The organism is Salinicola halimionae (assembly GCF_003206065.1).
GTDB classification, from domain to species: Bacteria; Pseudomonadota; Gammaproteobacteria; order Pseudomonadales; family Halomonadaceae; genus Salinicola; species Salinicola halimionae.
The window spans coordinates 140,920-166,341 of sequence record NZ_PZJQ01000002.1 but is presented as its reverse complement, the minus strand read 5'-3'; the positions used below and the strand labels follow the sequence as shown (position 1 = coordinate 166,341).

22 protein-coding genes and 1 other RNA gene are annotated in these 25,422 nt (G+C 61.8%); 11 read left to right on the top strand and 12 right to left on the bottom strand.

Features of this window, described 5'->3' with window-relative positions; genetic code table 11:
* Positions 1–19: 19 nt before the first annotated feature.
* The 6 genes from DOM27_RS01280 to DOM27_RS01255 form a co-directional block, all read right to left on the bottom strand.
* The gene (locus DOM27_RS01280) at positions 20–1,582 is read right to left on the bottom strand and encodes a sulfatase-like hydrolase/transferase (protein ID WP_110654258.1); all 1,563 of its coding nucleotides are present in this window, start codon (positions 1,580–1,582) and stop codon (positions 20–22) included.
* 206 nt (positions 1,583–1,788) lie between these two features.
* Complete coding sequence (gene ddlA, locus DOM27_RS01275; protein ID WP_110654257.1) at positions 1,789–2,886, bottom strand: D-alanine--D-alanine ligase; 1,098 nt, start codon at positions 2,884–2,886, stop codon at positions 1,789–1,791.
* Between the two features lie 108 nt (positions 2,887–2,994).
* Positions 2,995–4,095, bottom strand: coding sequence for a glycosyltransferase (locus DOM27_RS01270; protein WP_110654256.1), 1,101 nt, complete (start codon positions 4,093–4,095; stop codon positions 2,995–2,997).
* A 4-nt stretch (positions 4,096–4,099) separates the two neighbouring features.
* Positions 4,100–4,903 carry a glycosyltransferase family 2 protein gene (locus tag DOM27_RS01265; protein WP_110654255.1) on the bottom strand — a complete coding sequence of 268 codons (804 nt, stop codon included), beginning with the start codon at positions 4,901–4,903 and terminating at the stop codon, positions 4,100–4,102.
* 138 nt (positions 4,904–5,041) lie between these two features.
* Complete coding sequence (locus DOM27_RS01260; protein ID WP_110654254.1) at positions 5,042–6,883, bottom strand: DUF3413 domain-containing protein; 1,842 nt, start codon at positions 6,881–6,883, stop codon at positions 5,042–5,044.
* Positions 6,884–6,897: 14 nt separating this feature from the next.
* On the bottom strand, positions 6,898–7,632 hold the full coding sequence (locus DOM27_RS01255; protein WP_110654253.1) for a 3-deoxy-D-manno-octulosonic acid kinase: 735 nt from the start codon (positions 7,630–7,632) through the stop codon (positions 6,898–6,900).
* A gap of 186 nt (positions 7,633–7,818) precedes the next feature.
* Between DOM27_RS01255 and DOM27_RS01250 the strand changes: the two genes are divergently transcribed.
* From DOM27_RS01250 to waaA, 5 genes are all read left to right on the top strand, one after another.
* Entirely contained in the window at positions 7,819–8,952 is a 1,134-nt protein-coding gene (locus tag DOM27_RS01250) for a glycosyltransferase family 4 protein (RefSeq protein ID WP_110654252.1), read from the top strand.
* Positions 8,953–9,062: 110 nt separating this feature from the next.
* A complete protein-coding gene (locus DOM27_RS01245) occupies positions 9,063–9,698 on the top strand; it encodes a hypothetical protein (protein ID WP_110654251.1) in 636 nt (211 codons plus the stop codon).
* Positions 9,699–9,847: 149 nt separating this feature from the next.
* Positions 9,848–10,948 carry a glycosyltransferase family 9 protein gene (locus DOM27_RS01240; RefSeq protein ID WP_110654250.1) on the top strand — a complete coding sequence of 367 codons (1,101 nt, stop codon included), beginning with the start codon at positions 9,848–9,850 and terminating at the stop codon, positions 10,946–10,948.
* Positions 10,945–12,375 (top strand): bifunctional D-glycero-beta-D-manno-heptose-7-phosphate kinase/D-glycero-beta-D-manno-heptose 1-phosphate adenylyltransferase HldE, encoded by a 1,431-nt coding sequence (gene hldE / locus DOM27_RS01235; protein WP_110654249.1) that lies wholly within the window; start codon positions 10,945–10,947, stop codon positions 12,373–12,375. The genes DOM27_RS01240 and hldE overlap by 4 nt, the downstream gene beginning before the upstream one ends.
* A 6-nt stretch (positions 12,376–12,381) precedes the next feature.
* Positions 12,382–13,689 (top strand): lipid IV(A) 3-deoxy-D-manno-octulosonic acid transferase, encoded by a 1,308-nt coding sequence (waaA, locus tag DOM27_RS01230; RefSeq protein ID WP_110654890.1) that lies wholly within the window; start codon positions 12,382–12,384, stop codon positions 13,687–13,689.
* A gap of 104 nt (positions 13,690–13,793) precedes the next feature.
* Here the strand turns inward: waaA and DOM27_RS01225 are convergent, their stop codons facing one another.
* A complete protein-coding gene (locus DOM27_RS01225; protein ID WP_110654248.1) occupies positions 13,794–14,807 on the bottom strand; it encodes a zinc-binding alcohol dehydrogenase family protein in 1,014 nt (337 codons plus the stop codon).
* Between the two features lie 113 nt (positions 14,808–14,920).
* Here DOM27_RS01225 and DOM27_RS01220 point away from each other — a divergent pair, with 113 nt between their 5' ends.
* Positions 14,921–15,316, top strand: coding sequence for a winged helix-turn-helix transcriptional regulator (locus tag DOM27_RS01220; protein ID WP_110654247.1), 396 nt, complete (start codon positions 14,921–14,923; stop codon positions 15,314–15,316).
* 52 nt (positions 15,317–15,368) lie between these two features.
* Here the strand turns inward: DOM27_RS01220 and DOM27_RS01215 are convergent, their stop codons facing one another.
* Positions 15,369–16,304: a histone deacetylase family protein gene (locus DOM27_RS01215; protein WP_110654246.1), complete on the bottom strand. Its 936-nt coding sequence runs from the start codon at positions 16,302–16,304 to the stop codon at positions 15,369–15,371.
* Between the two features lie 239 nt (positions 16,305–16,543).
* On the opposite strand from DOM27_RS01215, the gene DOM27_RS01210 reads away from it, so the two are divergent.
* Positions 16,544–17,536: a 2-hydroxyacid dehydrogenase gene (locus DOM27_RS01210; protein WP_110654889.1), complete on the top strand. Its 993-nt coding sequence runs from the start codon at positions 16,544–16,546 to the stop codon at positions 17,534–17,536.
* A gap of 9 nt (positions 17,537–17,545) precedes the next feature.
* Here the strand turns inward: DOM27_RS01210 and rpiA are convergent, their stop codons facing one another.
* The gene (gene rpiA / locus DOM27_RS01205; protein ID WP_110654245.1) at positions 17,546–18,217 is read right to left on the bottom strand and encodes a ribose-5-phosphate isomerase RpiA; all 672 of its coding nucleotides are present in this window, start codon (positions 18,215–18,217) and stop codon (positions 17,546–17,548) included.
* A gap of 241 nt (positions 18,218–18,458) precedes the next feature.
* On the opposite strand from rpiA, the gene ilvA reads away from it, so the two are divergent.
* The gene (gene ilvA, locus DOM27_RS01200) at positions 18,459–19,976 is read left to right on the top strand and encodes a threonine ammonia-lyase, biosynthetic (RefSeq protein WP_110654244.1); all 1,518 of its coding nucleotides are present in this window, start codon (positions 18,459–18,461) and stop codon (positions 19,974–19,976) included.
* A gap of 452 nt (positions 19,977–20,428) precedes the next feature.
* Here ilvA and DOM27_RS01195 read toward each other — a convergent pair whose 3' ends face one another.
* The 3 genes from DOM27_RS01195 to DOM27_RS01185 form a co-directional block, all read right to left on the bottom strand.
* Positions 20,429–21,118: a 5-formyltetrahydrofolate cyclo-ligase gene (locus DOM27_RS01195; RefSeq protein ID WP_280952104.1), complete on the bottom strand. Its 690-nt coding sequence runs from the start codon at positions 21,116–21,118 to the stop codon at positions 20,429–20,431.
* A 2-nt stretch (positions 21,119–21,120) separates the two neighbouring features.
* A non-coding RNA gene (gene ssrS / locus DOM27_RS01190) (6S RNA) lies at positions 21,121–21,304 on the bottom strand.
* A 62-nt stretch (positions 21,305–21,366) separates the two neighbouring features.
* On the bottom strand, positions 21,367–21,687 hold the full coding sequence (locus DOM27_RS01185; protein ID WP_110654243.1) for a cell division protein ZapA: 321 nt from the start codon (positions 21,685–21,687) through the stop codon (positions 21,367–21,369).
* Positions 21,688–21,947: 260 nt separating this feature from the next.
* Between DOM27_RS01185 and DOM27_RS01180 the strand changes: the two genes are divergently transcribed.
* From DOM27_RS01180 to ubiH, 3 genes are all read left to right on the top strand, one after another.
* Positions 21,948–22,565: a UPF0149 family protein gene (locus DOM27_RS01180; RefSeq protein WP_110654242.1), complete on the top strand. Its 618-nt coding sequence runs from the start codon at positions 21,948–21,950 to the stop codon at positions 22,563–22,565.
* Positions 22,566–22,702: 137 nt separating this feature from the next.
* Entirely contained in the window at positions 22,703–24,040 is a 1,338-nt protein-coding gene (pepP, locus tag DOM27_RS01175; protein ID WP_110654241.1) for a Xaa-Pro aminopeptidase, read from the top strand.
* 117 nt (positions 24,041–24,157) lie between these two features.
* Positions 24,158–25,417, top strand: coding sequence for a 2-octaprenyl-6-methoxyphenyl hydroxylase (ubiH, locus tag DOM27_RS01170; RefSeq protein WP_110654240.1), 1,260 nt, complete (start codon positions 24,158–24,160; stop codon positions 25,415–25,417).
* Positions 25,418–25,422 lie beyond the last annotated feature (5 nt).

Genomic DNA, 25,422 nt, shown 5'->3' with positions numbered 1-25,422 from the left:
TTGCTCCTCGCGATGACGCTCAGTTGACCCCGTTCCAGAGTCTTTCCTGAAGAATGTTCTCGCTACGCATGCGCTGATTCATCTCCTCCAGCGAGTAACGTTCGATCAGGGTGGGGGATGACGAGAATAGCGACACGCCCAGACCTGCGCGATGATCAGGAACGGTATAGCCCATTGCTTCCAGCAGCGTCGGCAGCACGTCGACCATGCTCGCTGGCCGCTCGATCACGTTTGGGCGCAGGCCGTTGCCCAGCATTATCAGCGTATTCTCGCGATCCTCGGCGATGAGATCTTCCCATACGGAGTTCTTCATCGAGAGATGATCACTGGCCACCACGATCAAGGTATTGTCCAGCAGCCCCTCGGATCGGAGTCGTTCGATGAAATTCTTGACGAGCCAGCCGGTACATTTGACCGAATAGAGAATATCGGTGCCGTCGAACGGGCCCTGATTGTCGATACACGACTGCGACGGATTGCCGAACGGCGGATGCGCTGCCAGGGTCAGGCCGAAGAAGGCGTAGGGTTTCTGGCTGTCATGGAGACTCCGGATACGCTTTTCGGCGAGATCGAACAGCGTATCGTCGTAAAGTCCCCAATCATTGAGATAGCCGGCCAGCGCTTTGTCCTCCAGTTCGTCGCGACCCAGGGCGGTATCGAAGCCGTGCCCTCGATAAAACTTTGCCTTGCCGGCGAACTTCGTACTGGCGCCGCCCATGTAAGTGAGGTCATAACCACGTGCATGGAGCAGGTCGCCGAGGCAATCGACGCCCGGGAGCACGTCCGATAGCGGCTCGAACTGGTTATCGTGCATCAGTCCCGCCGGCATCAGTGGTACGCCGCACTGGCTGGCGACCATGCCAGCCATCGTCCAGCCGGTATTGTCGAGCTGCTTGACGCCATCGAAGACGATGCCTTCCTTGCCCAGTTGGGCCAGATCTTCGTAAGCATCACCGAAGCGCCGAGTATCGCTGTAAGTGCGCTCGGTACTCTCCATGTAGAGATAGATCAGATTAGGCTGCTGCTGCGGCGCCGCGACGATCTCAGGGGGCCGATAGCGAGCGTTGAGCCAGGACTCGTCGTCGTCGATCACGGCGGCACCGCGCAGAGACAGCCCGAACAGCAGCGGATTGAAGGCAAGCAGGAACAGACTCAGCACCCGTTCCCACAGGCGCCAGCGGTGATCCGCTCGCACCAGCCAGGTTACCGCGACCAGCATGATGATCGCGGCTATGGAATAGAGTACCCCGGCGATCTGGCGATCAGTACTGCCATTCTCTTCGATACCGGCCTGCAGATGAAAGATCACCGCGCCCAAATCGAGCTGGCCGAAGCTGTCGTCGAGATAGATGTAGACCCACCACAGGATCAAGGGCAGCAACGACCATGGCCACGCCTTGCGCTGGGTTGCGCGTTGCGAGGCATGGCCCCAATGGAAGTGGTAGCCGATGGCGAGCCAGGCGAGAGCGATGACAATGGGTGTCCACCATGGGAGTACCCCGATCACCATGACGGCGTAACCGATGCAGAGGCCGATGTAGGTGAGTGCACACCAACGTCGTGTATCGCGAGAGATGGTCATGACCGGCTTCGATCCGTGAACGTCGTGTGCTGTCGATGCCAATTCCTGGCATCGCATGAGAAGTCGTCATGACTCTATCATGACGACTTCAAGACAAGCAGGTTACCGAAGAGTTCCTGCCCGTTCGGCGGCATTCGCGCCGCGCAGGGGAAGGTCCGTAGCGCTCGGCGGAAATCTCACAGCGCTCGGCGGACATCTCATGACGGTCAGCGGGAATCTCGAAGCGCCAGATCTTCGGCATGGCGCGCCATGGCCAGTTCGATCAGCCGCGTCACCAGTGCCGAGTAGGTAAGGCCGCTTGCCTGCCACAGCTTGGGGTACATGCTGATGCGGGTGAAGCCCGGGAGAGTGTTGATTTCGTTGACGACGACTTTCCCCTCGGGCGTGAGAAAGACATCGACACGAGCCAGGCCGGCACACTCCAGCACCTGGAATGTGCGTACCGCAATTTGGCGGATCGATTCACTGGCGCCGGCGTCGATATCGGCGGGAACGGCGACGGTAGCCGCGTCATCGTCGATGTACTTGGTGTCGTAGGAGTAGAAACCGTTCTCGACCACGATCTCGCCGCAAACGCTCGCCTCCGGCGTGTCGTTACCCAGTACCGCGCACTCGATCTCGCGTCCGATGACAGCGGACTCGACCAGCACCTTGTGATCGAACGCCAGTGCCAGCGCCAGTGCCTGATCGAACTCGGCGGCGTTCTCCACCCGGCTGACCCCGACCGAAGAGCCCTGATTGGCCGGTTTGACGAACAACGGCGACCCGAGCTCCGCACGCAGTGCGTCGAAATCGACGCTGGCTGCCGTGCGACGAGTGAGGGTGACGAAAGGCGAGACCGGGATACCGGCGTCGCGCAGCAGACGTTTGGCAACGTCCTTGTCCATTCCGGCGGCCGAGCCGAGAACGCCGGAGCCGACGAAGGGCAGATTGGCCATCCGCAGCAGCCCCTGCAGCGAACCATCCTCGCCGAGCGTGCCGTGAACGATAGGGAAGACCACGTCCAGTTGGCTCAGTGCACCCTGAGAAGCGTCGGTGGCGATCAACTGCCGATGTTCGCGGCCAGGCACCAGGGCGATATCGCCGGCAGAGGGGTTGAGGGCAATGCGTCGGGGATCATCGGCATTGAGCAGAAAATTGCCGGCATCGTTGATATGCCATTGGCCCTGCTTGTCGATGCCGATGACCGTAACCTCGAAACGCTCTCGATCCAGCGCATCGACGATGTTTCTGGCCGACTGCAGCGAGACTTCATGCTCCGCCGATTTCCCGCCGCAGATGATGCCAACCCGAATCTTGCTCATAGTTCTGCTCCACTTCGCTAACGATCTCGACGCCGCCCGGGCGCTGTCACTCTTTATGCCACTCGGCCGTCATGATGCCACGTTACTATCGATCGAGTATTCCGCCGCCTAGGTATTGCCTTGTTGACGCGCATCGACGAGTTGCCGGTACAGCGCAAGATAGGCTGTAGCCATGGCATTCGGAGTGAACGCCGACAGGCGTCGACTGGCGCCGGTGGCCAACCGCTGCCGACGTGCCGGGTCTTCCAGCAGCGCGGTGAGAGCCGCTGCCAACGCATCGGAATCGCCGACGGGTACCAGCACTCCGCTGACGTCATCCTCGATCAGATCCGGTATGCCATCGACGTTACTGGCCACGATCGGCACGCCGTGATCCATGGCATCGAGCAGCGTCGAGCCCAGGCCTTCATTGCGTGAGGGGAAGGCGAACAGCGTCATGATCTCGAGATAGTCGCCGACATTGCGCTGGAAGCCTTCCCAGATCACGTTGTCGAGCTCCGCGCTTTCGGCCTTCAGCGCCTCGCCATCGTCGCCTTCGCCGAGCAGCAGGAAGCAGACGTCGGGATGCGTCTCGCGAAGCCGTCGCGCCGTCTCTATCAGCACGCGCTGGCCCTTGTGGCGATCCACCAGCGCACCGATATGGCCGATCACTCGACGTTCGGCAAAGCGCTCGCGTAGCGCCTTGACCCGGCTTGCATCGCTCGGCTGACCCGACAGCACGCTGGGAATGCGAGTGACGGGACACCAGTTCCTATCGCGAAGATGGCTCTCAATCACCGACGAAATCGCCACGGCGGTCGCGGCGCCGCGATAGGTCAAACGATTGAAGCGCTTGTCCTTGACCGGCTGGGGTACACGGCGCGTCAGAAGATAGGGCGTGCCGCGCAGGCGACGTTCGGCCCACGCCCAGTGCACCGCCTTGGCTTCGTGGGCATGCGTCAGGGTCGCCTTCGGGCGGTGGCGATCATGATGACAGTGACCGGCAAGGGCATGATCGGCGTCGATCAGTGTGATATCGGCATCGATATCCAAATCAGCCAGCGCTTCTCGCATGGGGGAGTCGCGACGGCAGACCAGGCTCTGATCGATACCGCCCTGTTGTTTCCCCAGGCGTGCCAGCGCTTCGATCAGCAGCAGCGTCTGGCGCTCACCGCCACGGAAACCCCGAGCCAGATTGACGTGACGGACGTGCAACGGACGAGTCGTCATATCGTCACCATATCCGATCGAAATTTTCGGCCTCGCGCACCTTGGCGTCGCGCTGCAACTCGAGCAGCTTGGCGTATTTCAGATAGGCGTTGACCGCCGCAGACAGCGCCACCGAAATGCCGTCGAGCCCACCGAGAAAGCCGCGCTGGAATACGTACTTGCGCATGAAGGCATTGGCACCATGAAGTGCCGGTGACAGCGCATTGGCGCGCTTGCCCTTGAGGTACATGATCTTGGCCGCGCGATTGGAAAAGCGACCGCTGGCCTTGCCGAAAAGCTCGGCGAGGTTGGCGAACGAGTAATGTTCCAGGTCGGCGTCCAGACGCTGCGGATTCGTGGCTTGGACGGATGCATGCTGGCGGCTCTCGGAGAACCCGCAGCGCTCGCGATCGAACAGCCGGATGCAGTAATCCGGATACCATCCGCAGTGGCGGATCCAGCGGCTGCCGATGAAGTTTCGCCGGCGCAGCGCATAGGCGTCGTGGCCGCCTTCTCCATTTTCACCGGCATCCAGATCGAGGGCCTGGATGACTGCCACGGCGTCGTCGGTTAGCCGCTCATCAGCGTCCAGTGACAGCACCCAGCGATGGCTGGCCGTCTGCGGTCCGACACGCTTCTGCGGGCCATCGCCCAGATAGGGCTGATGGATCACGCGGGCGCCGAACGCCTCGGCCCGGGCCACCGTCTCGTCTAGGGAGCCGGAATCGACCACGATCAGTTCATCACAGACCCGCTGCAGCGAGGCCAGGCAGGCTTCGATGTTGTCAGCTTCGTCGAGCGTGATCACCACGCCGGTAATGGCGGCCATGAGCCCTCCTGGATCGTCGATGGATTTACGGACTCGGTGCCAAACGATAGCGGGCGTCGCGATAATCGCGACGCCCCGCCCAGGATGTTCGACAGCGTCTGGCGCATTGTAGCGCTAGTCATTGTGACATCGACAAGGCTACCGGTAGAACTGACGGAACCACTGCATGGCGTCGAATACCGCCGGCGAGAACTCGGCATCATCGATGGGATCGAGCTGCCGATCGACGATGTTCCACTGACCGGTACCGTCGACCACAGTGATGCGCTTCGGTTCGATGATGCCGTAATCGATATAGCTGCTGGCCTGGACCCAGGGATGGTCGAGGCCCGGATCGAGCAGGTCCTCGCCCTGGGCGTAGTCAGCAAGCGGATTGCTGCAGCCCAGGGCATGTCGCATCAGCATCGGCATCACATCGAGGTGACTGGTTATGCCCTCGACCCGGCCGGGTTCGACCCCGGGGCCGTTGACGATCATCGGCACGTGAGTCTGCGGTGAGGCGAAGTTGCTGTTGTGGCCCCAGTAGTTCTTGCCGAAATCATTGAGCGACTGACCGTGGTCGGCGGTAACCACCAGCATCGTGTCGTCCCACTCGCCCTTGGCCTTGAGATCGTCGATCACCCGACCGAGCAACTCGTCGTCGTAGTGCACCGCGTTGCGATGGCGATTGAAGTAGGGCTCTGGGTCGGTATCGGGGCCCAGATCGAGATAATCCATTCCCTTCACCGAAGGCTGGTACGGCTGGTCGGCGCCATCCGGCACATCGTAGCCATGGGGCGCGTCGTAGAACAGCATGCCGAACCAGGGGGATTCGTCGTTCTGCTCCTGCTGAGCGAGCCAGCCCAGCCAGTCGTCGGTCATCCGTTGATCTCGACCTGCGGGAGAATCGCCTTGCGTGCTCAGGCGCAGCGAATCGACCGACGAAAAGATCGTGCGATCGAACCCGACGCCATCGAGGCTGGCCGAGGAAAAGATGCCCAGCGCATAGCCCTGTTTCTGTAGCTGGGTGATCAACAGGGGTGGCGTCTGGGTATCATCCAGATAAGCGTAATAGTTGCCGCTGAGCCCGTAAAACAGGCTCATGGCACCGTTTCGGGTGGCGTTGCCACCGCTGTAATGATCGAGATAGCGGCGTCCACTGTCGTTCAGCGCGGCGTAGAGGTTCGGCGTGTTCTGGGGTCCGTACTCATCGGCGCGCCAGGAGTCGATCAGCACCACCATGACATTGGGGGCTGCCTCGTTCTGGCAACTGAGAGGCGTCTTGGGCCAGTCGAGATTCTGCGCCTGCTTGGCATCGATATCGGCCCGTTCGGCGCGGGCGGCGCGGGGGTCGAGCCAGCCGTGTTTCTCCATGAAGCCCTTGGCGGTAGCCGGAAACAGCAACGGATAGATGCCGACCTGCTGGGTCACGCTACGCTGATAGCGGGCGTCGGCGACGACGTGCAGCCCATGGCTGCCGATCAGGGTCACCAGAATCACGCCGCAGGCGAGCCCCACCGGCAGGCGACCGCCGCGATTATCCACGATCAGGCGGCGGGCGAGCCAACCTTCCAGCGCCAGTGCCGCGATCACGCTGCCCACGACAGCCAGCCAGGTAGTCGTGGTAAAGCTGAAGATTTCGCCGTCCTTGTCGTTCAGGAACAGCGACACCATGAAGGCGTTCACGTGAAAGCGATACTGAGCGTAGACGATCGTGTCCAGCAGCAGCGCGCTCAGCCCCAGCGCCCCGAAAAGTGTCGCCGGCATCCATAGCCAGCGCGCCTTGAGCACCAATGCCATTACGGCGAGCGGTAGCCAGCCGAGCAGGACCAGCATGCCGAAGTGGCCAACCCAGGTCAGGATTAGATAGGCGATCCCCATAGGGTCATGCGGAGTGGCCAGATAAGGCGAATAACGCAGAGCGATCAGCCAGACGAGCGGCAGTTGAAAAAGGGCAAAAAGCAGAGTGCTGCGCCAACGGCGCTTCAGCGTGTCATGCATGAACAGGAAGAGCCTTAGCGTGAATGAGTGCCTAGCGCGCCGCCATACCCTTCGACGACGAGATCGTAGGACGCTTGGGCACCCAAGGGCGAGAAACGAAGAAGAGAGCGCTTGAGCCGTAACAGGTTGCGCTGTCGCCATCTGCCTTTCGGGCGAATTCGACAGCGGTCGAAATCTATCAGCCAAACCTTATCATCGGCTGAAACCAGCAGATTGCGTGCGTTGAGGTCGACGTGATCGAGGCCGGCATCGTGAAATCGTCGAATGGTGGCGCCAACGTCGGCAAGCAGCGCAGGCGAGGCATCGGCCAGCCGCTCGGCCAGCGCCTCGCTGTTCGCCAGGCGCTCGGTGATCAGCGCAGCGCGATAGCTCAGGCCGTGACGTATCACGATGGATGCCACCGGCGCCGGTACCGGCAGCCCCTGCTCGAACAGGGCGCGCGTCAGTCGCATTTCGCGGAAACCCCGAGTGCGCTCTAGCCCGGTCCATAGATAGTCGACCTGGCTGACCTTGGCTACCATGCCACCGCGGCGGTAGGGTCGTAGCACCCACTCGGACGCCTCGATCTCGAGAAACTGACTGGCACCGCGCCCCGGAGCCGAACCGATCACCAGGCCGCGTTCGGCCCAAGCATCTGGATCCAGCCAGGCTTCCCCGAACTCGGGAAGAATCGGCAGGTCGGGATGAGCGAGGCGCGCAGGATCGTATAAGATATGCGCGTCCCGATGATGGTAGGTCGATAGCGGCATGACCGATCCTTGACGTTGGGCCGAAGCGAGGTTGCGGTGTCGCCGGCCAGCGGAGAGACAAGATAGGCGACAATGAGCCGCCGGGGCGCATTGTAACCGGGCAAACCTGCCACCGCATGTTGGCGATTCGTACCGTTCGGCATTCGACGACCGTGCGGGCATCCATCGAACATCGAGGAAGCTTTCGTGACTGAAGATCCGCAAGCGCCGTTGGCCGTGATTGCCATTCGTCAGGTGGAAAAGAGTACCGGCGCCAGTCGCAACGCCTTCGAACAGGCCGCGGCGTTGAAAGCGCTGGGCTATCGGGTGGTAATCCTTGCTGAACGCGGTCGGCGGGAACTGGCTGAAACGGCCGGCGCCGAGCTCGTCCGGTTGAAGCGCTGGCCGTTCAAGGGGCCCTTCCGACGCTTCTGGTTCAACCGTCGTGTGCAGGCCTGGTGCCGGCGTCACCCCCCCGCGATGCTGGTCAGTCACGGTGATGTCGAGACGCCCGATGTGGTTTACATGCACAACTGCGTGCACCTGGCCAGCCAGCGCATTCATGGCCGCGACCTGCCCGCGGGCCACGAAGTGGCCGCCATTCACGATCATGTGCTCGAGGGCGGCAAGTTTCGTCGGGTGGCGGTCAATTCCCGCATGATGGCGGAGGATTTCCACGATCGCTATGGCATCGACGAATCGCGTATCGAGATCAGTTACCCAGGCTACGATCCCGACATCTTCAACCTCGAACGGGCCGCGACAGGACGTGAGGCCCGCCGACGCGAGTTAGGCATCGAGGATGACACCCGCTTGATCGGCTTGATCACCTCCGGCAATTTTACCAAACGCAACGTCGCCGGATTCGTCGAGATGGCCGCCGGTCTGGAACAGCGCCTGCCAGGGCAGTGCCGCTTTCTGGTCGTCGGCAAGGACGACTTTGCTCCCTACCAGCGCCAGGCTGAACAGGCTGGCATCGCCGAGCGCTTTATCTGGCGTACTACCGTCAGTGACGTCGAGACACTCTACGGGGCGCTGGACGTGTTCGTGCTGCCGGCCCACATCGAAGAGTTTGGCCGCGTCTCGCTCGAGGCCATGGCCTGTGGCACGCCGGTTTTACTTTCCTCCACTACCGGCGCCGCCGAATTGCTCGAGGCAGACCATGCCGATCTGATGCTGGAAAGTCGTGACACCGATGGGTGGGTCGATCGTCTCGAGCGACTGCTGATCGAGTCGGATCTCGAGACGCTGGGCCTGAGACTTTCCGAGTTGGTAAGTGACTACTCCTACCGGCGCCAGACAGAAAAGCTGCGCGTTTCCTTTGAGAGGTTGGGCAATTGACGCACCCATTCTCGGTCTTGAGCTGACACTGCATCTTTCCGCTGCATACCACTATCGCATGGGAAGATGCTGCGGTTGTTCTGTGAACCCAGAAAAAAGCTGAATAATCTATGAAAATGATGGAAGACCCGACAGCACTCTCCATAGCCCCCGGGAGCTTGTTACATAAGCTCAAAGAGACAACAAGAGTAGTGCTGGTAGCTAGCAATCCCAACATAACACAAAAGCATATTCGCCAAGCGGCAATTACTTCAGACTGTTTGATTTTTAGCTTTAATAAATGCCGCCAGCTGTACAAGCTTCCCCTGAAAGCGAATCATTGTTTTGTGCATAGATACGGCATTCGGAAACAGAGTTTTTTTGGATTTCCCCATAAATTACGGATTCGAGTCTTTAAAAAGCTGGCTAGAGATACTGAAACATTTCTTCTGGATGGGGATGTTGGATCCATCGAGAAAGGGAACATACATTTTATTCCTATGACTAGAAATCTTTCTCTACTGGAGGACTATCCTTTCGATGATCTGCCGGATCGAGGCGGTGCTTCCACGGGTTTTTATATGATAGCGCTACTAATGGATCTAAAAGCGGCGCTTGAACTGGACTTTACCGTCTCGTTGATTGGTTTTACTGAAGGCGGCGGTGGTCGACAGTGGTATGGCCATGCATGGAAGTTCGAGCGCCAAGCGACAGCGCGGCTGAATTTCGAAACGATCCCGGTATATCCCAAAAAGCAGGCAAGGTAGTTTGGGTCAATGGAGGGATATCGACTGCCTTTAGTCTTGAATGGTCCGACTCTCTCATGTCGATAAGCTGATGACCGAGGCGCGGGACGCATTCCACCCTCGCTTCCGCTAGAATGCCCGTTTTATCCTGTGGGAATTCATCCAAGCCCATGAAGCAATCTCTGCCAGAGCGCCCGCGACACATCGGCATCCTGCGCCTTTCCGCGCTGGGCGACGTCTGCAATCTGGTGCCTACGGTGCGCGCGCTGCAGCGCCAGTGGCCCGAAGCACGTATCACCTGGATCGTCGGCAAGGCCGAATACAGCCTGCTGAGCGGGCTCGATGGCGTCGATTTGGTGATCTACGACAAGGCCACCGGTTTTGCCGGCATGCGCGAGATCTGGCGCCAATTCAAGGACACCCGCTTCGACGTCCTGCTGCACATGCAACAGGCGCTGCGCGCCAGCGTGCTGTCGTTGGGGCTCAAATGCGGCGTGCGCGTGGGCTACGACAAGGCGCGGGCCAAGGACTGGCAGCACTGGTTCACGCATCGCCAGCTGGCGCCACATCCGCGGGCGCACGTGCTCGAATCCTTCATGGACTTCGCGCGTTTGCTGGGCGTCGAGGATACGCGTCTCGACTGGTCGTTGCCGGTGCCCGATGCGGCTTATGAAGAGGCTCGCCATTTGACCGGCGACCAGCCCTATCTGGTCATCAGCCCGTGCGCCAATCCGCGCCTGCGCAATTTTCGCAACTGGTCGGCTGAGGGCTATGCGGCTGTCATCGAACATGCCTGGCAGCGTCATGGGCTGAGAACCGTGATGAGCGGCGGGGGTAGCCCTCAGGAACGTGACATGGGTGAACAGATTCGGCGGCTGTGTCCGAACGTCGAGATCATCGACGCCATTGGCCGGACGTCGCTCAAGGGCTTGCTGGCCCTGCTGGGGCGCGCCCGTGTGGTGATCGCGCCGGATTCCGGCCCGGTCCACATGGCCAATGCGCTGGGAACGCCGACGCTGGGGCTCTATGCGACCACCAACCCGGATCGCGCGGCGCCATACTGCTGGCGCGATCATGTCGTCAATCGCTACCCTGACGCCGTACGCCGCTACCTGAATAAATCCGTCGAGGCCGTCAACTGGGGCACACGGGTCCGCCACGCCGATGCCATGGCCCTGATCACGCTGGACGACGTGGTCGAGCACCTGGATCGGCTACTGGCCGATACCGCTGCATCCGTCGACGGCGACGCGCTGGAGTCACGAGGATGAAAGTCGACCTTTCGCAACTGGAGCATGCCCGTCTGCTGGTGGTTGGCGATGTCATGCTGGATCGTTACTGGCATGGCGGCACATCGCGCATTTCACCGGAGGCCCCGGTGCCGGTGGTCAAGGTGGAAGACGCCGATGATCGCCCCGGCGGGGCGGCCAACGTGGCACTCAATATTGCCTCGCTGGGTGGGCGAGCAAGCCTAGCCGGCGTCGTCGGCGATGACGATAACGCCGGCCATCTGGAACGTGCGCTGGAAGCCGCCAGCGTGAGTGCTTACTTCCAGCGCAGCGGCGATGTGCCCACGATCACTAAATTGCGTGTCATGAGTCGCAACCAGCAGCTGATCCGTCTCGATTTCGAATCATCGCTGTGGAACGTCGACACCGCGCCGCTGATCGAGAAGGTGGCAGCGGCGCTGAGTGATGCGGATGTGGTGATTCTGTCCGACTATGGCAAGGGAAGTCTCAATCGGGTCGAGACGTTGATCGCGACTGCCCGCGCCGCCGGCAAGCGGGTGCTGGTCGACCCCAAGGGAAGCGATTTCAGCCGCTACCGTGGTGCCAGCGTGATCACCCCCAATCTGACCGAATTCGAGGCGATCGTCGGGCCCTGCGCCGACGACGCGCAGCTGGCCGACAAGGGCGAGCAGTTACGGGCGAGTCTCGAGCTCGAAGCCTTGCTGATCACGCGCAGCGAGCGTGGCATGACGTTGATTCGTGAAGGTCATGCGCCGCTGCATCTACCGACGCATGCCCGCGAAGTCTTCGACGTGACTGGCGCCGGCGATACCGTGATCGGGGTGCTGGGTCTGGCGCTGGCGGCCGGCCATGGTTTCGGCGAGGCAGTGATGCTCGCCAATCTGGCCGCCGGACTGGTAGTGGCCAAGCCCGGCACCGCCGTACTCTCCGTGGCGGAGCTCTATACCGCGCTTCATGGCGACAGTCTGGCCGAGTACGGCGTCATCGAGGAAGTGTCGCTCATCGGTGCCGTGCGCGCAGCCCAGGCACGGGGCGAGCGTGTGGTCATGACCAACGGCTGCTTTGACATCCTGCACGCCGGACATGTGGCTTATCTCGAACAGGCGAAGCGGCTCGGCGACCGGCTGATCGTTGCGGTCAACGACGACGCCTCGGTGGCGCGGCTCAAGGGGCCCAAACGGCCCATCAACACCCTGGCGCGTCGGGCACAGGTGCTGGCGGGGTTGGCCGCGGTGGATTGGGTCGTCCCTTTCCGCGAGGATACGCCGGCACGGCTGATCGAGGCGGTGCTGCCTGATCGGCTGGTCAAGGGCGGCGACTACCGGCCCGAGGATATCGCCGGTGGCGAGGCGGTCATCGGCAACGGTGGCGAGGTTCTGGTGCTGGGCTTCGAGGATGGCGTGTCGACCACCACCATGATCGACACCATTCTCGATCGTGAGCGCTGATTGCCGATGCGCTCTCGGCTCCAAGTGTCGCCGCGACTCGCGCGCTGGCTCTATTCACTGACGATCTATCTGTTGTCTCCCCTTATCTGGTGGCAGGTGTGGCGTGAGTGGGCACCTACTCACCCGCGTCGCGAGCGACTCGGCTTCATCTCGATCATTGGCGATCGTCCACGACTCTGGCTACACGCGGCCTCGGTAGGAGAAGTCGTCACGGCAACGCCATTGATTCGGGCATTGCTCGACGACCACCCCGATCACGATCTCGTCATCACCACCATGACTGCCACCGGCGCCGAGCGCGTGCGCCAGACCTTCGGCGAGCGTGTTTCCCACCATTTCCTGCCGCTGGATTTCCCCGGTAGCGCGCGTCGATTCATCAAGCGGCTGGATCCGCGTCTGGCGATCATCGCCGAGACCGAACTCTGGCCCAACTTGCTTGAAGTCTGTCGCCAACGAAACGTGCCGGTGGTGGTCGCCAATGGGCGCCTGAGTGCTGGCGCGTTCCGCCTCTATCAACGCTTCGGGGCGTTGAGTCGGGGCATGCTCGAGACGATCGCCTGGATCGGTGCCAAATCCACTGTCGATAGTGAACGCTTCCTGGCGCTCGGGGCTTTGCCGTCGCGAGTGGCCGTGACCGGAGCGCTGAAGTTCGATCTCGACGTCGACGAAGCCACGCGTGAGGCCAGTCGGCGGCTACGGGAGAGCTGGGGGGAGCGGCCGGTCTGGATTGCGGGCTCTACTCATCCCGGCGAGGATGAGCAGGTCCTGGCCGCGCATGCCTTCCTCAAGCGTCGTTTTCCCGAGGCGCTGCTGATTCTGGTGCCGCGTCATCCGCAGCGCTTCGACGAAGTGAACGCTTACTGCCTCGAGGTCGGCGAGCAGGTTCGGCGCCTGAGTGCCGGGCCGACGCTCACCGCCACCACGACACTGCTGCTGGGCGATACCATGGGCGATCTGATGACGCTCTACGGCTGTGCCGATGTCGCTTTCGTCGGCGGCTCGCTGGTACCGATCGGCGGGCACAATCTGCTCGAACCGGCGGCGCTGGGTGTCGCGGTGGTCAGCGGCCCGTATCTGGATAACTTGCGCGAGATCGCCGATACCCTGGCGCAGAGCGACACACGGGTCGAGGTCGAAGACGGCCAGGCGCTGGGCGAGGCTCTCGTGGCATTGCTGAGCGACGACGAGCGCCGTCATCGGTTGGGTGAAGCGGGGCGGGCGGTGGTTGCCGCCAATCGTGGCGCACTCGTCCGGACTCGCCGAGCGATCAGCGCGCAGCTGGCGGCAACCACCGAGAGCGACTCCCGGGACTGACAGACGACCCTTGCAGATGGCCCTTGCAGAAAGCCCTTGCCGCCGACCGGGCAGGTCGGCGGCAGGGAGTCGCTTTTGATCGGAACCTACTTTTCGTACAAAACCTAGAACCCTTCCAGCACGACCTTGCCTCTGGCCCGACCACTCTCGATCAAAGTGTGCGCTTTCTTGAGATTGGCGGCGTTGATCGGTCCCATCGTTTCGGTCAGGGTGGTTCGGATTCGGCCGTCGTCGATCAGTCCGGCGACGCGATTCAGCAATGCGCCCTGTTCATCCATGTCCGGGGTCTGGAACAGCGAGCGGGTATACATCAGCTCCCAGTGAACCGAGAGGCACTTGCGCTTGAAATCGTTGATGACGAAGTTTTCGGGATCATCGATCAGGCCGTATCGACCCTGCGGCGCCATCAACTCGACCACTTCGTCCTGGTGGCGCTGGCTCTGGGTGGTGGAGAACACGAACCCCGGCGCGCCCAGATCCAGCTGTTCGATCTGAGCGGCGAGCGGTTGGCTATGATCGATGACCGCATGGGCGCCGAGGCTTTCGACCCAGGCTCGGGTCTCCGGGCGTGACGCGGTGGCGATGACGGTCATGTCGGTCAGGGCACGCAACAGTTGAATGGCGATCGAACCGACGCCACCGGCGCCACCGATGATGAGGATGGCGTTGGCGGCGCCGACGACCGGACGATTCACCTCCAGCCGATCGAACAGCATCTCCCAGGCGGTTATCGTGGTCAGCGGCAGAGCGGCGGCTTCGGCGAACCCGAGCGTCTTTGGCTTGTGGCCGACCAGCCGCTCGTCCACCAGATGATATTCGCTATTGGTGCCGGGGCGGGTGAGTTCGCCGGCATACCAAACCTCGTCGCCGGGTTCGAAGCCGTCGACGTCATCCCCAACGGCCTTGACGATGCCCGCCGCGTCCCAGCCCAGCACTTTCCAATCTCCCGGCTCTGGCGATGCGCGCGCGCGGATCTTGGTGTCGACCGGATTGACCGATATCGCCTTGATTTCGACCAGCAGGTCGCGGCCTTGGGGCGCGGGCATCTCGCGTTCGATATCGACCAGCGAATCCGCGCGCTGGATTTCGCCCGGCGTCTCGTAAGCGACAGCTTTCATTTCGACTCTCCCTCTTGATTGACGATTGTGCCTCTCGTTATCCGATCATAAAGTAAGGGCTTCAATGGCTCATACGCACAAAAAACGCCAGTAGTATCAAAAAGGATACCGTGATGGCCAAGACTCACTATTCGCGTTTCGACTGCCAGCCGGGCTGTTCGGTCGAAGCCGCGGTCAGCCTCATCAGCGGCAAGTGGAAATGCGTCGTGCTGTGGTATCTGCTCGAGGAAGGAACGCTGCGTTTCAACGAGCTAAGACGACGAATCAACACTATCACCCCGCGCATGTTGACCCACCAGTTGCGAGAGCTGGAAGCCGATGGACTGATCCACCGCGAAGTCCATGCGCAGGTTCCGCCGAAGGTGGAATACAGCCTTACGGCGCGCGGTCGAGAGCTGACACCTATCCTGATGGCGCTGAAAGCCTGGGGCGACGCACACATCGATCTGTTCGGCAGCAAGGGAACTGCGGGAAAACCCTTCACGACGGCTTCCGGAGAGCAGAAGTGATCTCGTTGCCGGTGATGAATGGGTATTTCGATGCTTCCTGCCAGCTAGCCGCTTAACCAGGACCTTTGCGGCCGAACCTGGAATGCAACGCCAGCGCGGCGAGAAACAACTGAGCATGACGATCCGCCAACGCCTCGAGATCCCGATCGTAGCCGCCACCGATGACGCCGGCGACGGGAACGTCCAACCGCCGACAGCGCTCCAGCACGAAGGCGTCACGACGATAGAGCCCGTCGGTGCTCAGCGAAAAATGCCCTAGCCGATCATCGGCATGCACATCGACGCCGGCGTCGAAGAACACGAACTGCGGCCGAAAATCGGTCAAGATTGGGTCGAGCTCGCGTGCGAGACACGCCAGATAGGCGTTGTCACCCGTGCCGCGCGGGAGCGCGACGTCGCGGTCACTTCGGCGCTTCTCGAAGGGGAAATTGGCCTCGCCATGGAGCGAGAGCGTGAAGACTCTCGGCTCATCGCGGAAAATCCAGGCGGTGCCGTCGCCCTGATGAACGTCGCAGTCGACGACCAGAATGCGCTCGAGACCATGCTGAGCCAGCAGATAACGTGCCGCGACCGCCAGATCGTTGAGCAGACAGTAGCCGCTGGCGCGATCGGCGTAGGCATGATGAGTGCCACCGGCGCTATTGAGTGCTAGACCGCTCTCCAGTGCCGCTTCCACGGTGGCCAACGTACCGCCGACTTCCAGCAATGTGCGCTCGACCAGCGCCGGCGACCAGGGGAAGCCGCTCGGCGTACGTCGCGTGGTCAAGACTTCACCTAGATAGAAGCGCTGCAAATAGTCCGCGGTGTGAGTGCGGAGTAACGCCCCGCTGGTTGCCGGGCTCGGTGTTATCCATCGAACATCGTCGCGGGCATCGAAGCCCAGCGCTGACAATCGCTCCCGCAGGACACGGAATTTCGCCATCGGGAACGGGTGTCCTTCGGGCCACTCGCAGCTGTAACCAGGATGGTGGATGATCGGCAGGGACACGGCATCTTCCTGGATTAGTCTGAATCCTGTTTCTTAGCGTTTCTTCGAACACTTTGTCCGAAGTATTCTGCTCGTAGGGCCTCGCTCGAAGCGCTTCGCCCGGAGCATTTTGTCCGAACAGGCTTTGGTGAGCCCGCCCTGGGTGCGGCGAACGGTCTCTGGCGGCTGCTCGGAGATTCTCTACCCTAGGGAAAGAGCCCTCTTGCTGCGAGTGTGACGTCATGCGCCCGACGCCAACCATGAGAATCACCGTCTACAGCGCCCAACCCTACGATCGCCGCTTTTTCGACGAGCTCGTCGAATCCCGGGCCGATGCCGGTCTCGAGTGGATCTATCAGACAGCCAGCCTCGATACCGGTACCGTGACGCTGGCCGAAGGCAGCGATGCCATCTGCGTGTTCGTCAACGACTGCCTCGACGCTGAAGTGCTCGAGGCACTGGCGGCAATGGATATCCGCGCAATCGTGCTGCGTTGTGCCGGCTTCAACAATATCGATCTCGAGACCGCCCATCGGCTTGGTCTGTTCGTGGCACGTGTGCCGGCCTACTCGCCGGAAGCCGTGGCGGAGCACGCGCTGGCGATGATCATGACCCTGAATCGCAAGACGCATCGCGCATTCAATCGCGTACGCGAGGGCAATTTCGCCCTCGATGGGCTATTGGGAGTAACGCTTCATGGCAAGACGGCCGGGGTGATCGGTACCGGGCGGATCGGTCTTTGCATGGCGCGCATTCTGAAGGGGCTCGGCTGCGAGGTGTTGGGCTACGATCCCTATCCCAGTGACACGTTCCTTGCGTACGGGGAAGTGGTGCCGCTGGAGGCGTTACTGGCTCGGTCCGATATCGTCTCGCTGCACTGCCCGCTGACCGAGCAGACGCATCACATGATCGATGCCGAAACGCTGGCGGCCATGAAACCCGGCGCGATGCTGGTCAATACGTCGCGCGGTGCACTGATCGACACGCCTGCCGTGATCGCTGCGCTCAAGTCGCGACAATTGGGGGCATTGGCAATCGATGTCTATGAGCAAGAGAGCGAGTTGTTCTTCCGCGATCACTCGGCCGAGATCATCGATGACGATATCTTCGCCCGCCTGACGAGCTTCCCCAACGTGCTGATCACAGGCCATCAAGGTTTCTTCACGGTCGAGGCGCTGCAGGAGATCGCGCAGGTGACCTGCGCGAATCTAGTGGCGTTTGCCAACGATCTGGAGTGCCCCAATCGGTTGTAGCGCTTTGCCTCAACGCGTGAAGCGCTCGACGCCATTGTCGCCGCCGAGCAGCAGCACGTCGGCCGGACGCCGCGCGAACAGGCCGTTGGTGACCACGCCGACGATGGCGTCCAGCGCCGCTTCCATCGCTTCCGGCTCGTCGAACAGCTTGTCGTAGCCGTCGAGGATGCGGTTGCCGTTATCGGTGAGCACGCCATCCCGGTAAACAGGCGTAATGCCGAGCTTGACCATCTCGCGGGCGACATACGAGCGCGCCATCGGAATCACTTCGATCGGGAGCGGAAAGCCGCCCAGCACCTCGACACGCTTGCTGGCATCGGCGATGCAGATGAAACGCTCCGCGCAGGCCGCCAGGATCTTCTCGCGGGTCAGTGCCGCGCCACCGCCCTTGATCATGCGCAGTTTCGAATCGATCTCGTCGGCGCCGTCGACGTAGACAGGCACCGTGCCGACGTAGTTGAGTTCGAGCACGTCGATACCGTGCGATTTCAGGCGTTCGGCGGTGGCTTCCGAGCTCGCCACCGCGCCACGGAAATCATGTTTGCGTCCCGCCAGCAGATCGATGAAATGATTGGCCGTGGACCCCGTTCCCACGCCGATCACCGCATCGGGCGTCAAAAGATTATCGATGTCGTCGAGGGCTGCAGCGGCGACGGCGCGCTTGAGATCGTCCTGAGTCATGTCGGTTCCGGCAGGCTGATGGAGAAGATCGAGGTTCTGTCGGAAAGCCGGGCATGGGCGCGTGATCGGACAGAAACCGAGGGTAGCCATTATAAAGCAAGCGGCATGCGCTGCCGATGGCGCTGGACGCTCGGTGCCGGGGTCTGCTAACAATACGGGTCCACTATTATCCACCGTTCTCGTACCCGCCGGTTTCGAGGCGGAAGCGCTGCGCCCCAGCTGTTCGCCAGGACATACCCGAATGCAACTCGAAGACATCGTCAAGAAGATCCTCCAGGCCCGCGTCTACGAGGCGGCTCGGGAGACGCCGATTTCCCCGCTGCCCGCGCTCTCCCGCCGCTTCTCCAACCGGATTCTGATCAAGCGCGAAGACTTGCAGCCGGTGTTCTCGTTCAAGATTCGCGGCGCCTACAACAAGATGGCGCAGTTGAGCGAGGAGCAGAAAGCCAAGGGAGTGATCGCTGCCTCCGCCGGCAACCACGCTCAGGGGCTGGCGATGGCGGCGAAGCAGATGGGGGTCAAGGCGGTGATCGTGATGCCGCGCGTCACGCCGGATATCAAGGTATCCGCGGTACGCGGCTGGGGCGCCAAGGTGGTACTCCGAGGCGATGCTTTCGGCGAGGCGTTGAGCCACGCTCGGGAATTGATCGCCGAGCACGGTTATACCTACATTCCGCCCTACGATGATTTCGATGTGATCGCGGGTCAGGGCACCGTGGCGATGGAAATTCTACGCCAGCACTCCGGCCCGCTCGATGCCATCTTCGTGCCGGTCGGCGGCGGCGGTCTGTTGGCGGGTATTGCCGCTTACATCAAATATCTGCGTCCGGAGATCAAGCTTTTCGGTGTCGAGGCCGAAGATTCCGCCTGTCTCAAGGCGGCGCTGGAAGCGGGCGAACGGGTGACGCTGGATCAGGTCGGGGTGTTTGCCGAAGGGGTCGCGGTGGCTCAGATCGGCGAGGCACCGTTCGAGATCCTGCGCGATCACGTCGACGGCGTGATCACCGTCAATACCGACGAGATGTGTGCCGCGGTGAAGGATACCTTCGATGACACGCGGGCGGTGGCGGAGACCTCCGGTGCGCTGTCGCTGGCGGGGCTTAAAAAGTATATCCAGCAGACCGGGGCGCAAGATCAGACGTTGATGTGCATCAATTCCGGCGCCAACATCAATTTCGATCGTCTGCAGCATGTTGCCGAGCGCACCGAACTGGGCGAACAGCGCGAGGCGATACTGGCGGTGCAGATCCCCGAACGGCCGGGCAGCTTCAAGCAGTTCTGCCGGGTGATCGGGCGGCGCATGGTGACCGAGTTCAACTATCGCTACGCCGATCCCGACGGTGCGCACATCTTCGTAGGCGTGCAGGTCAAACCCGGCGGGGAGGATCGTGAAGAGGTCATCCGCCGGTTGCGTGAAGCGGACTATCCGGTCGAGGATCTCACCGACAACGAACTGGCCAAGCTGCACATTCGCCATCTGGGTGGTGGTCGACCCAGGGAGCGCTTCGAGGAAGAGGTCTACCGTTTCGAATTTCCCGAACGACCCGGGGCGCTGATGAACTTCCTCACCCATCTGCCGGCGGACTGGAACATCTCGCTGTTCCACTATCGCAACCATGGTGCCGCTTACGGCCGGGTACTGGTGGGGCTGCAGATGCCCAATGGCGATCGCGCCCATGCCGAGGAGCACTTCGATCGCATCGGTTACCGCTACTGGAAAGAGACCGACAATACGGCGTATCGGCTATTCATGGCCTAACCTCGTGTAGAGTCACTACAAAAGCGTGAAATAGGCCTCGAAAGGGTCTGAATCCGACTTAAACCTTTTTGTGTAAAGGCCGATACTGTTGGGTAACGAAAAAGGTGTCATCCGGGCCGGAAACGCTCTTGTCAAGATTTTGGCCTGACCCTATAGTCGTGCGCGTCGCTGCTGGGGGCAGCGGCCGAACCCAACGCAGCGGAGTCGACATGAAACGCAAGCCCGACTTGGTAATGGCATTGGTACTGATCTTCGGCGTCGGCGTCGTGGCAACGGGCTATGCGCAGACGTTGCTGGGCGCTTGAGACCCGTAAACCCTCTGGATCATCTGGCTCATGCGGTCGGTATATCACGGGGTGGCGAAGAGCGTGAAGCCAATGGGGTGTGGCTGAGGACGGCCGGTAGCGGAAACGCTGCCGGCCGTCGTCGTTTGGGCTCCCGTCCCGTCTCCGCTAGCGCCGTGGCTGAATGATCCGTCGATCGCTGACGATCGCATCCAGCGGCACATCCCAGCCGGCCACCGGTAAGGCGTCCACCCGCTGGCAGTCGTGAGCGAGCCCGATCAGACGTGGCCGTGGGCGTTGGCGGCGGGCAAATGCAAAAGTGCGATCGTAGAAACCGCCGCCCATGCCGATCCGTTGCCCTTCATCGTCGAATCCCACCAACGGCAGCAGTACCGTATCCAGCGCCCAGGCCGGCAGGCGATTGACGCGATGAGCGCCGAATCGCGTATCCGGTTCGGCAATGCCGAAGCGATTTCGTGTCATCCGTGTGCCGGCGTGATAACGAACGAACCACAATCGATTATCGGACAGCGGCCGCAGCACCGGCAGATAGACGTGGGCACGACGTGTGGTCAGCCAGTCGATCAGCGGTTGCGGATCGATCTCGCCATCATTGGGCAGATAAAGCGCCACGCGACGAGCGCGTTGCAGCTCGGGCAGGCGTTTGAGGTGACGGCAGAGTTCGCGGGAAGCGATGCGTCGCTGGTGCGGGGTCAGTGCGCGTCGACGTCGGCGCAATTGGCGACGAAGTTCACGTCTATCGAGGCTGCCGTCAGCGGCCGACTCGCCGTTCGGCGGTGTCGTGGCTGGTTGGGCAAACTCGGTGGTGATCGTTGCGGTGGTCTTGTTGAGAGACAAGAGAGTTCCCCAGAGTGCCGCTGTCATTCTGGCCCTGAACCTACTGGTTCAAGGTGGGTGGCCGCAGGCAAGCCTTCAGGCTTTCCGTCGCGCGGACATGCACACGGGCCTGCCTAGCATTTGGCCCCCTGGGTACTGCGCATAGGCTCGAGGGACTGTTATGACTGGCGCACACTCCAGGAAACACCACTATCGTAGCAGAGCGGCCCTCGTAGCCCAATGAAGGATTGAGAGAGTTGCTAAAGCTTTCAGGAGGCAGGCGTCTTCTGGCCGGGTTCGCCCGCCTTGGCCAGCGCGCGTTCCAGTCTCTCGCTCAGATCACTCAAGCTCTGTTCACCGGCGCGGTGTGAATCCAGCGCCGTCAGCAGCTCGTGGGTGATGTTGAGGGCGGCCATGATCGCGATCTTCTCGGCGCCGAGCACTTTTCCGCGAGAATGGATGCCGTGCATGGCGCGATCCAGATAGCGGGCGGAGCGCTTCAGCTGTTCCTGCTCTTCCGGCGGACAGGCGATCACGAAGGATTTGCCCAGCAAGGTGACTTCGGTCGTCGGGCGAGACGTGTCGCTCATGGTGTCGCTCCGGGGTGGGCGGTGAAGATCGATGCGGTAAGATGGCAGGCATTCGCGCGGTGTGTCGACCGGCCACTGTCTGCATTCGCTACCCTGCCAGCGGTCGATGATCGGCTACGCTGGGGAAGGATCGAAGGCCCAGACCGATCGCCGCCGCGATTGATCCGTCACTATAGAGAGCCGATTATGGGCGGTCAACGCGACGCCTGCCGCGCTGCACGCTCATCAACGCTCGCGATTCACCAATCTTGGATGCCGACATGTCGATCATCAACGACCAGCTCGATTTTTCCACCGTCGCCAACGTCTTTCTGGTGCATGGCAGCCTGCAGTCACCGGCGTTTCTCGACGGTCGTCTGTGCGCCGAACTCGGCCTGCAGGACATCAGTGCCGAAGGCTGGCTCGAGGAGGTCTGCCGCGCACTCAATGTCGAGCAGCCGGAAAGTCGCGACGATGCCGACGTACTGCTGGGCTGGCGGCGCCAGACGCTGGATGCGCTGTCAGCGGCCGAGCTGAACTTCGAGCCGATGCTGCCGGATGAGCTGTTCTCGCTTTCCGAGCGGGCTCAAGGTCTCAAGGAATGGACCCAGGGCTTTCTCGAGATCGTCAACGAAGTGGATGGCGAAACCTACGAGAATTGGTCGCCGCCCCTGCGTGAAGCGCTGGAGGATCTCGGTACACTATCGGCGATCGATGTCGATATTGCCGACGATCCCGAAAACGAGAACGATCTGTTCGCGCTGACCGAACACGCCCGAATGGCGGCAATGCTGCTCTATACCGAGCAACATCCCGGCGAGCCTCAGGTGGAACAGGTCGAAGCCGAAGACGCTGACCTGGCCGCCAATGACGGCGAAACGCCGCCGTCGCTGCACTGAATCCGTTCGCGCTTCGAGGCCAGGGTCTCGGAGGACCAGGGCCTCGGAAAACCAGGGCTTCGGAAAACCAGAGGCACGATCGTCAAACTTTCAGGCGTCTCTTCAAGACTCGAGACGCACCGCGCAAGGAGAGAGGCATGTTACCCGAGCCGTTATCGCATCCTGCGGCCATCTCGATGGAAGAATTCGCCGCTCGCCGCGAACGCCTGATGGCCGAATTGCCCGAAGACAGTGCCGTGCTGCTGCCAGGTGCTGCGCTCAAGACGCGCAATCACGACAGCGAATATACGTTCCGTCAGAACAGCGACTTCCACTATCTGTGCGGATTTCCCGAGCCCGACGCGCTGTTGCTGCTGTTACCCGGCCGTGAAGCCGGAGAGGCCATTCTCTACTGTCAGGAGAAGGACCCCGAGAAAGAGGCCTGGACCGGTATTCGTATCGGTCCCGAGGGTGCCGTCAACGCGTACGGCATGGACGAGGCTTTCGATAATACCCAGCGATCGAGCCTGGCTGAACTGCTGGATGGTCGGCAAACCGTGTATCTGCCGCTGGCCGATGCTGGAGCCATGGGCATTGCCGAAGGCGTGCGTGCCCAGTTGAGCGCCCGTGCTCGGTGTGGCGCGGTCGCGCCCACCCGCTTTGCCGATGTGAGCGCCCTGGTTCACGAATTACGACTGACCAAGAGCGAGGCCGAACTGGCGCTGATGCGTCACGCCGCCCGGATCAGCGCGTTGGCGCATTGCCGGGCCATGCACGCCAGCCGCGCTGGGCGCTTCGAATATCAATTGCAGGCGGAGATCGAGCACGAATTCGTCTGGCACGGGGCGCGGGCGCCGGCCTACGGCACCATCGTCGGCGGCGGTGCCAACGCCTGCGTGCTGCATTACATCGAAAATGCCGCGCCACTGGCAGACGGTGATCTGGTGCTGATCGACGCCGGTGGCGAGTTCGATCTCTATGCCGGTGATATTACCCGAACGTTCCCGGTCAACGGCCGTTTCAGTGAAGCTCAGCGCGCACTCTACGATATCGTGCTGGCGGCAGAAGAACGCGGCGTGGCCTCGGTGAAGCCCGGCGCCACGCTGGAAGCCATTCATCAGGGCGTTGTGCGTGATCTTACCGCCGGGCTGATCGAACTCGGCTTGCTGGAAGGTGAGTTGGAAGCGTGCATCGAATCCCAGAGTTTCCGCCGGTTCTATCTGCACTCGACCTCGCACTGGCTCGGTCTGGACGTTCACGACGTCGGCAGCTATCGGGTCGACGGTGAGCCACGACCGCTGGAACCGGGAATGGTGCTGACGGTCGAGCCCGGCCTGTATATCCCCGACGCCGAGGATATTCCGCTTCCTTATCGCGGCATCGGCATTCGTATCGAAGACGACGTGGTGGTGACCGAGTCTGGCGGTGAAGTGCTGACCGCAGGAGTCCCCAAGGCTGCGGACGCGATCGAAGCGCTGATGGCGGGTCAGATCTGATCGTTTTTTGATCAGCGCCAATCGCGCCGCAAAAATTACGTAACTCATGTAAGGCGACTGTAGGCCACATGATGAGCGGCTTGTGAATTTCCAATCGTAATGGAGTGGTCGGCCCTGATGCCCCAGACGCAGCAAGTAACCACGGTCGACGTGGCGATCATTGGTGGAGGCCTGGTGGGCGCCAGCCTGGCCTGCGCGCTGGGCGACCTGATAGAAGCCGAGCGAGATGAGAGGGCGAGGGCGAATGAGGGCGAGCGGCGAGCGCCGCTGCGTGTCGCGATCATAGAACCGCAGCCGTTGCCCAGAGCCGACGAGACCAACGCCTATCAGCCCAGCTTCGATGCTCGCGCCAGTGCCATCGCCTATGGATCGCGTCGGCATTTCGAGCAGTTGAAAGTGTGGCCGGCGATGCGGGAGCAGGCATCATCGATCCGGCATATTCATATCAGTGAGCGCGGCCACCTGGGGGCGACCCGGCTGCACGCCGATGAACTCGGCGTCGAGGCGCTGGGTTACGTCATTCCCAACGCCTGGATGGGGCGAGCGCTGCACGCGCGGCTCGATCAGCTGCCGATCGACTGGCATTGCCCGGCGCGGGTCGAGACGCTCGAGGCCGAGCACGGCGGCTATCGTCTCACGCTCGATACCGGCGAGATCATCCAGGCGGGCCTGACGGTGCTGGCCGACGGAGGACGCTCCGGTTTCAAGGAGCGTCTGGGTATCGAGAGCAACCACCATGCCTATCGGCAGACCGCGCTGATCGCCAACGTCGAAATGAATCGGGCGCATGACGGCTGGGCATTCGAACGCTTCACGCAGGAGGGCCCCATGGCGCTGTTGCCGCTGACCGGGCGCCGCATGGAACTGGTCTGGACTCATGAACAGGGCGACGTCGAGGAAGCCCTGGCACTCCCCGACACTCTGTTCCTCGACCGTCTGCAGCGGACCTTCGGTGATCGTGCCGGTCGCTTCCGACGGGTGGGCCAGCGGCACGCCTATCCGCTGTCATTGGTCACGGCGCGAGAGACGATCCGCCCGCATCTAGCCATTCTGGGCAACGCCGCACATTCGCTGCATCCGGTGGCGGGGCAGGGCTTCAATCTGGCGCTGCGCGGCGTCATGGATCTCGCTACCGCCATCGAGAAGGCGCGAGCGAACGGTCGCACGGCCGGTGATGCTCTTACGCTGGCGGAATTCGAAGCCAGCCGCACGGCCGACACGCATCAGATCGTACGCTTCAGCGACGGCCTGATTCGGCTCTTCGGTATCGATCATGCGGTACTCGGCCACGCCCGCGCCGCCGGGCTGATCGGACTCAATGCGCTCGGGCCGTTGCGTCGCACTTTGGCACGCCGCGCCATGGGAATCGAACGCTAGGCAAA

Coding starts and splice junctions, on each gene's coding strand:
- DOM27_RS01185 (WP_110654243.1), bottom strand. CDS start 21,687: ATGAGCGACACGTCTCGCCCGACGACCGAAGTCACCTTGCTGGGCAAA.
- DOM27_RS01210 (WP_110654889.1), top strand. CDS start 16,544: ATGAGAATCACCGTCTACAGCGCCCAACCCTACGATCGCCGCTTTTTC.
- waaA (WP_110654890.1), top strand. CDS start 12,382: ATGCGCTCTCGGCTCCAAGTGTCGCCGCGACTCGCGCGCTGGCTCTAT.
- DOM27_RS01270 (WP_110654256.1), bottom strand. CDS start 4,095: ATGACGACTCGTCCGTTGCACGTCCGTCACGTCAATCTGGCTCGGGGT.
- DOM27_RS01280 (WP_110654258.1), bottom strand. CDS start 1,582: ATGACCATCTCTCGCGATACACGACGTTGGTGTGCACTCACCTACATC.
- rpiA (WP_110654245.1), bottom strand. CDS start 18,217: ATGACTCAGGACGATCTCAAGCGCGCCGTCGCCGCTGCAGCCCTCGAC.
- pepP (WP_110654241.1), top strand. CDS start 22,703: ATGTTACCCGAGCCGTTATCGCATCCTGCGGCCATCTCGATGGAAGAA.
- hldE (WP_110654249.1), top strand. CDS start 10,945: ATGAAAGTCGACCTTTCGCAACTGGAGCATGCCCGTCTGCTGGTGGTT.
- DOM27_RS01225 (WP_110654248.1), bottom strand. CDS start 14,807: ATGAAAGCTGTCGCTTACGAGACGCCGGGCGAAATCCAGCGCGCGGAT.
- ilvA (WP_110654244.1), top strand. CDS start 18,459: ATGCAACTCGAAGACATCGTCAAGAAGATCCTCCAGGCCCGCGTCTAC.
- DOM27_RS01260 (WP_110654254.1), bottom strand. CDS start 6,883: ATGCATGACACGCTGAAGCGCCGTTGGCGCAGCACTCTGCTTTTTGCC.
- ddlA (WP_110654257.1), bottom strand. CDS start 2,886: ATGAGCAAGATTCGGGTTGGCATCATCTGCGGCGGGAAATCGGCGGAG.
- DOM27_RS01240 (WP_110654250.1), top strand. CDS start 9,848: ATGAAGCAATCTCTGCCAGAGCGCCCGCGACACATCGGCATCCTGCGC.
- DOM27_RS01245 (WP_110654251.1), top strand. CDS start 9,063: ATGAAAATGATGGAAGACCCGACAGCACTCTCCATAGCCCCCGGGAGC.
- DOM27_RS01220 (WP_110654247.1), top strand. CDS start 14,921: ATGGCCAAGACTCACTATTCGCGTTTCGACTGCCAGCCGGGCTGTTCG.
- ubiH (WP_110654240.1), top strand. CDS start 24,158: ATGCCCCAGACGCAGCAAGTAACCACGGTCGACGTGGCGATCATTGGT.
- DOM27_RS01265 (WP_110654255.1), bottom strand. CDS start 4,903: ATGGCCGCCATTACCGGCGTGGTGATCACGCTCGACGAAGCTGACAAC.
- DOM27_RS01180 (WP_110654242.1), top strand. CDS start 21,948: ATGTCGATCATCAACGACCAGCTCGATTTTTCCACCGTCGCCAACGTC.
- DOM27_RS01255 (WP_110654253.1), bottom strand. CDS start 7,632: ATGCCGCTATCGACCTACCATCATCGGGACGCGCATATCTTATACGAT.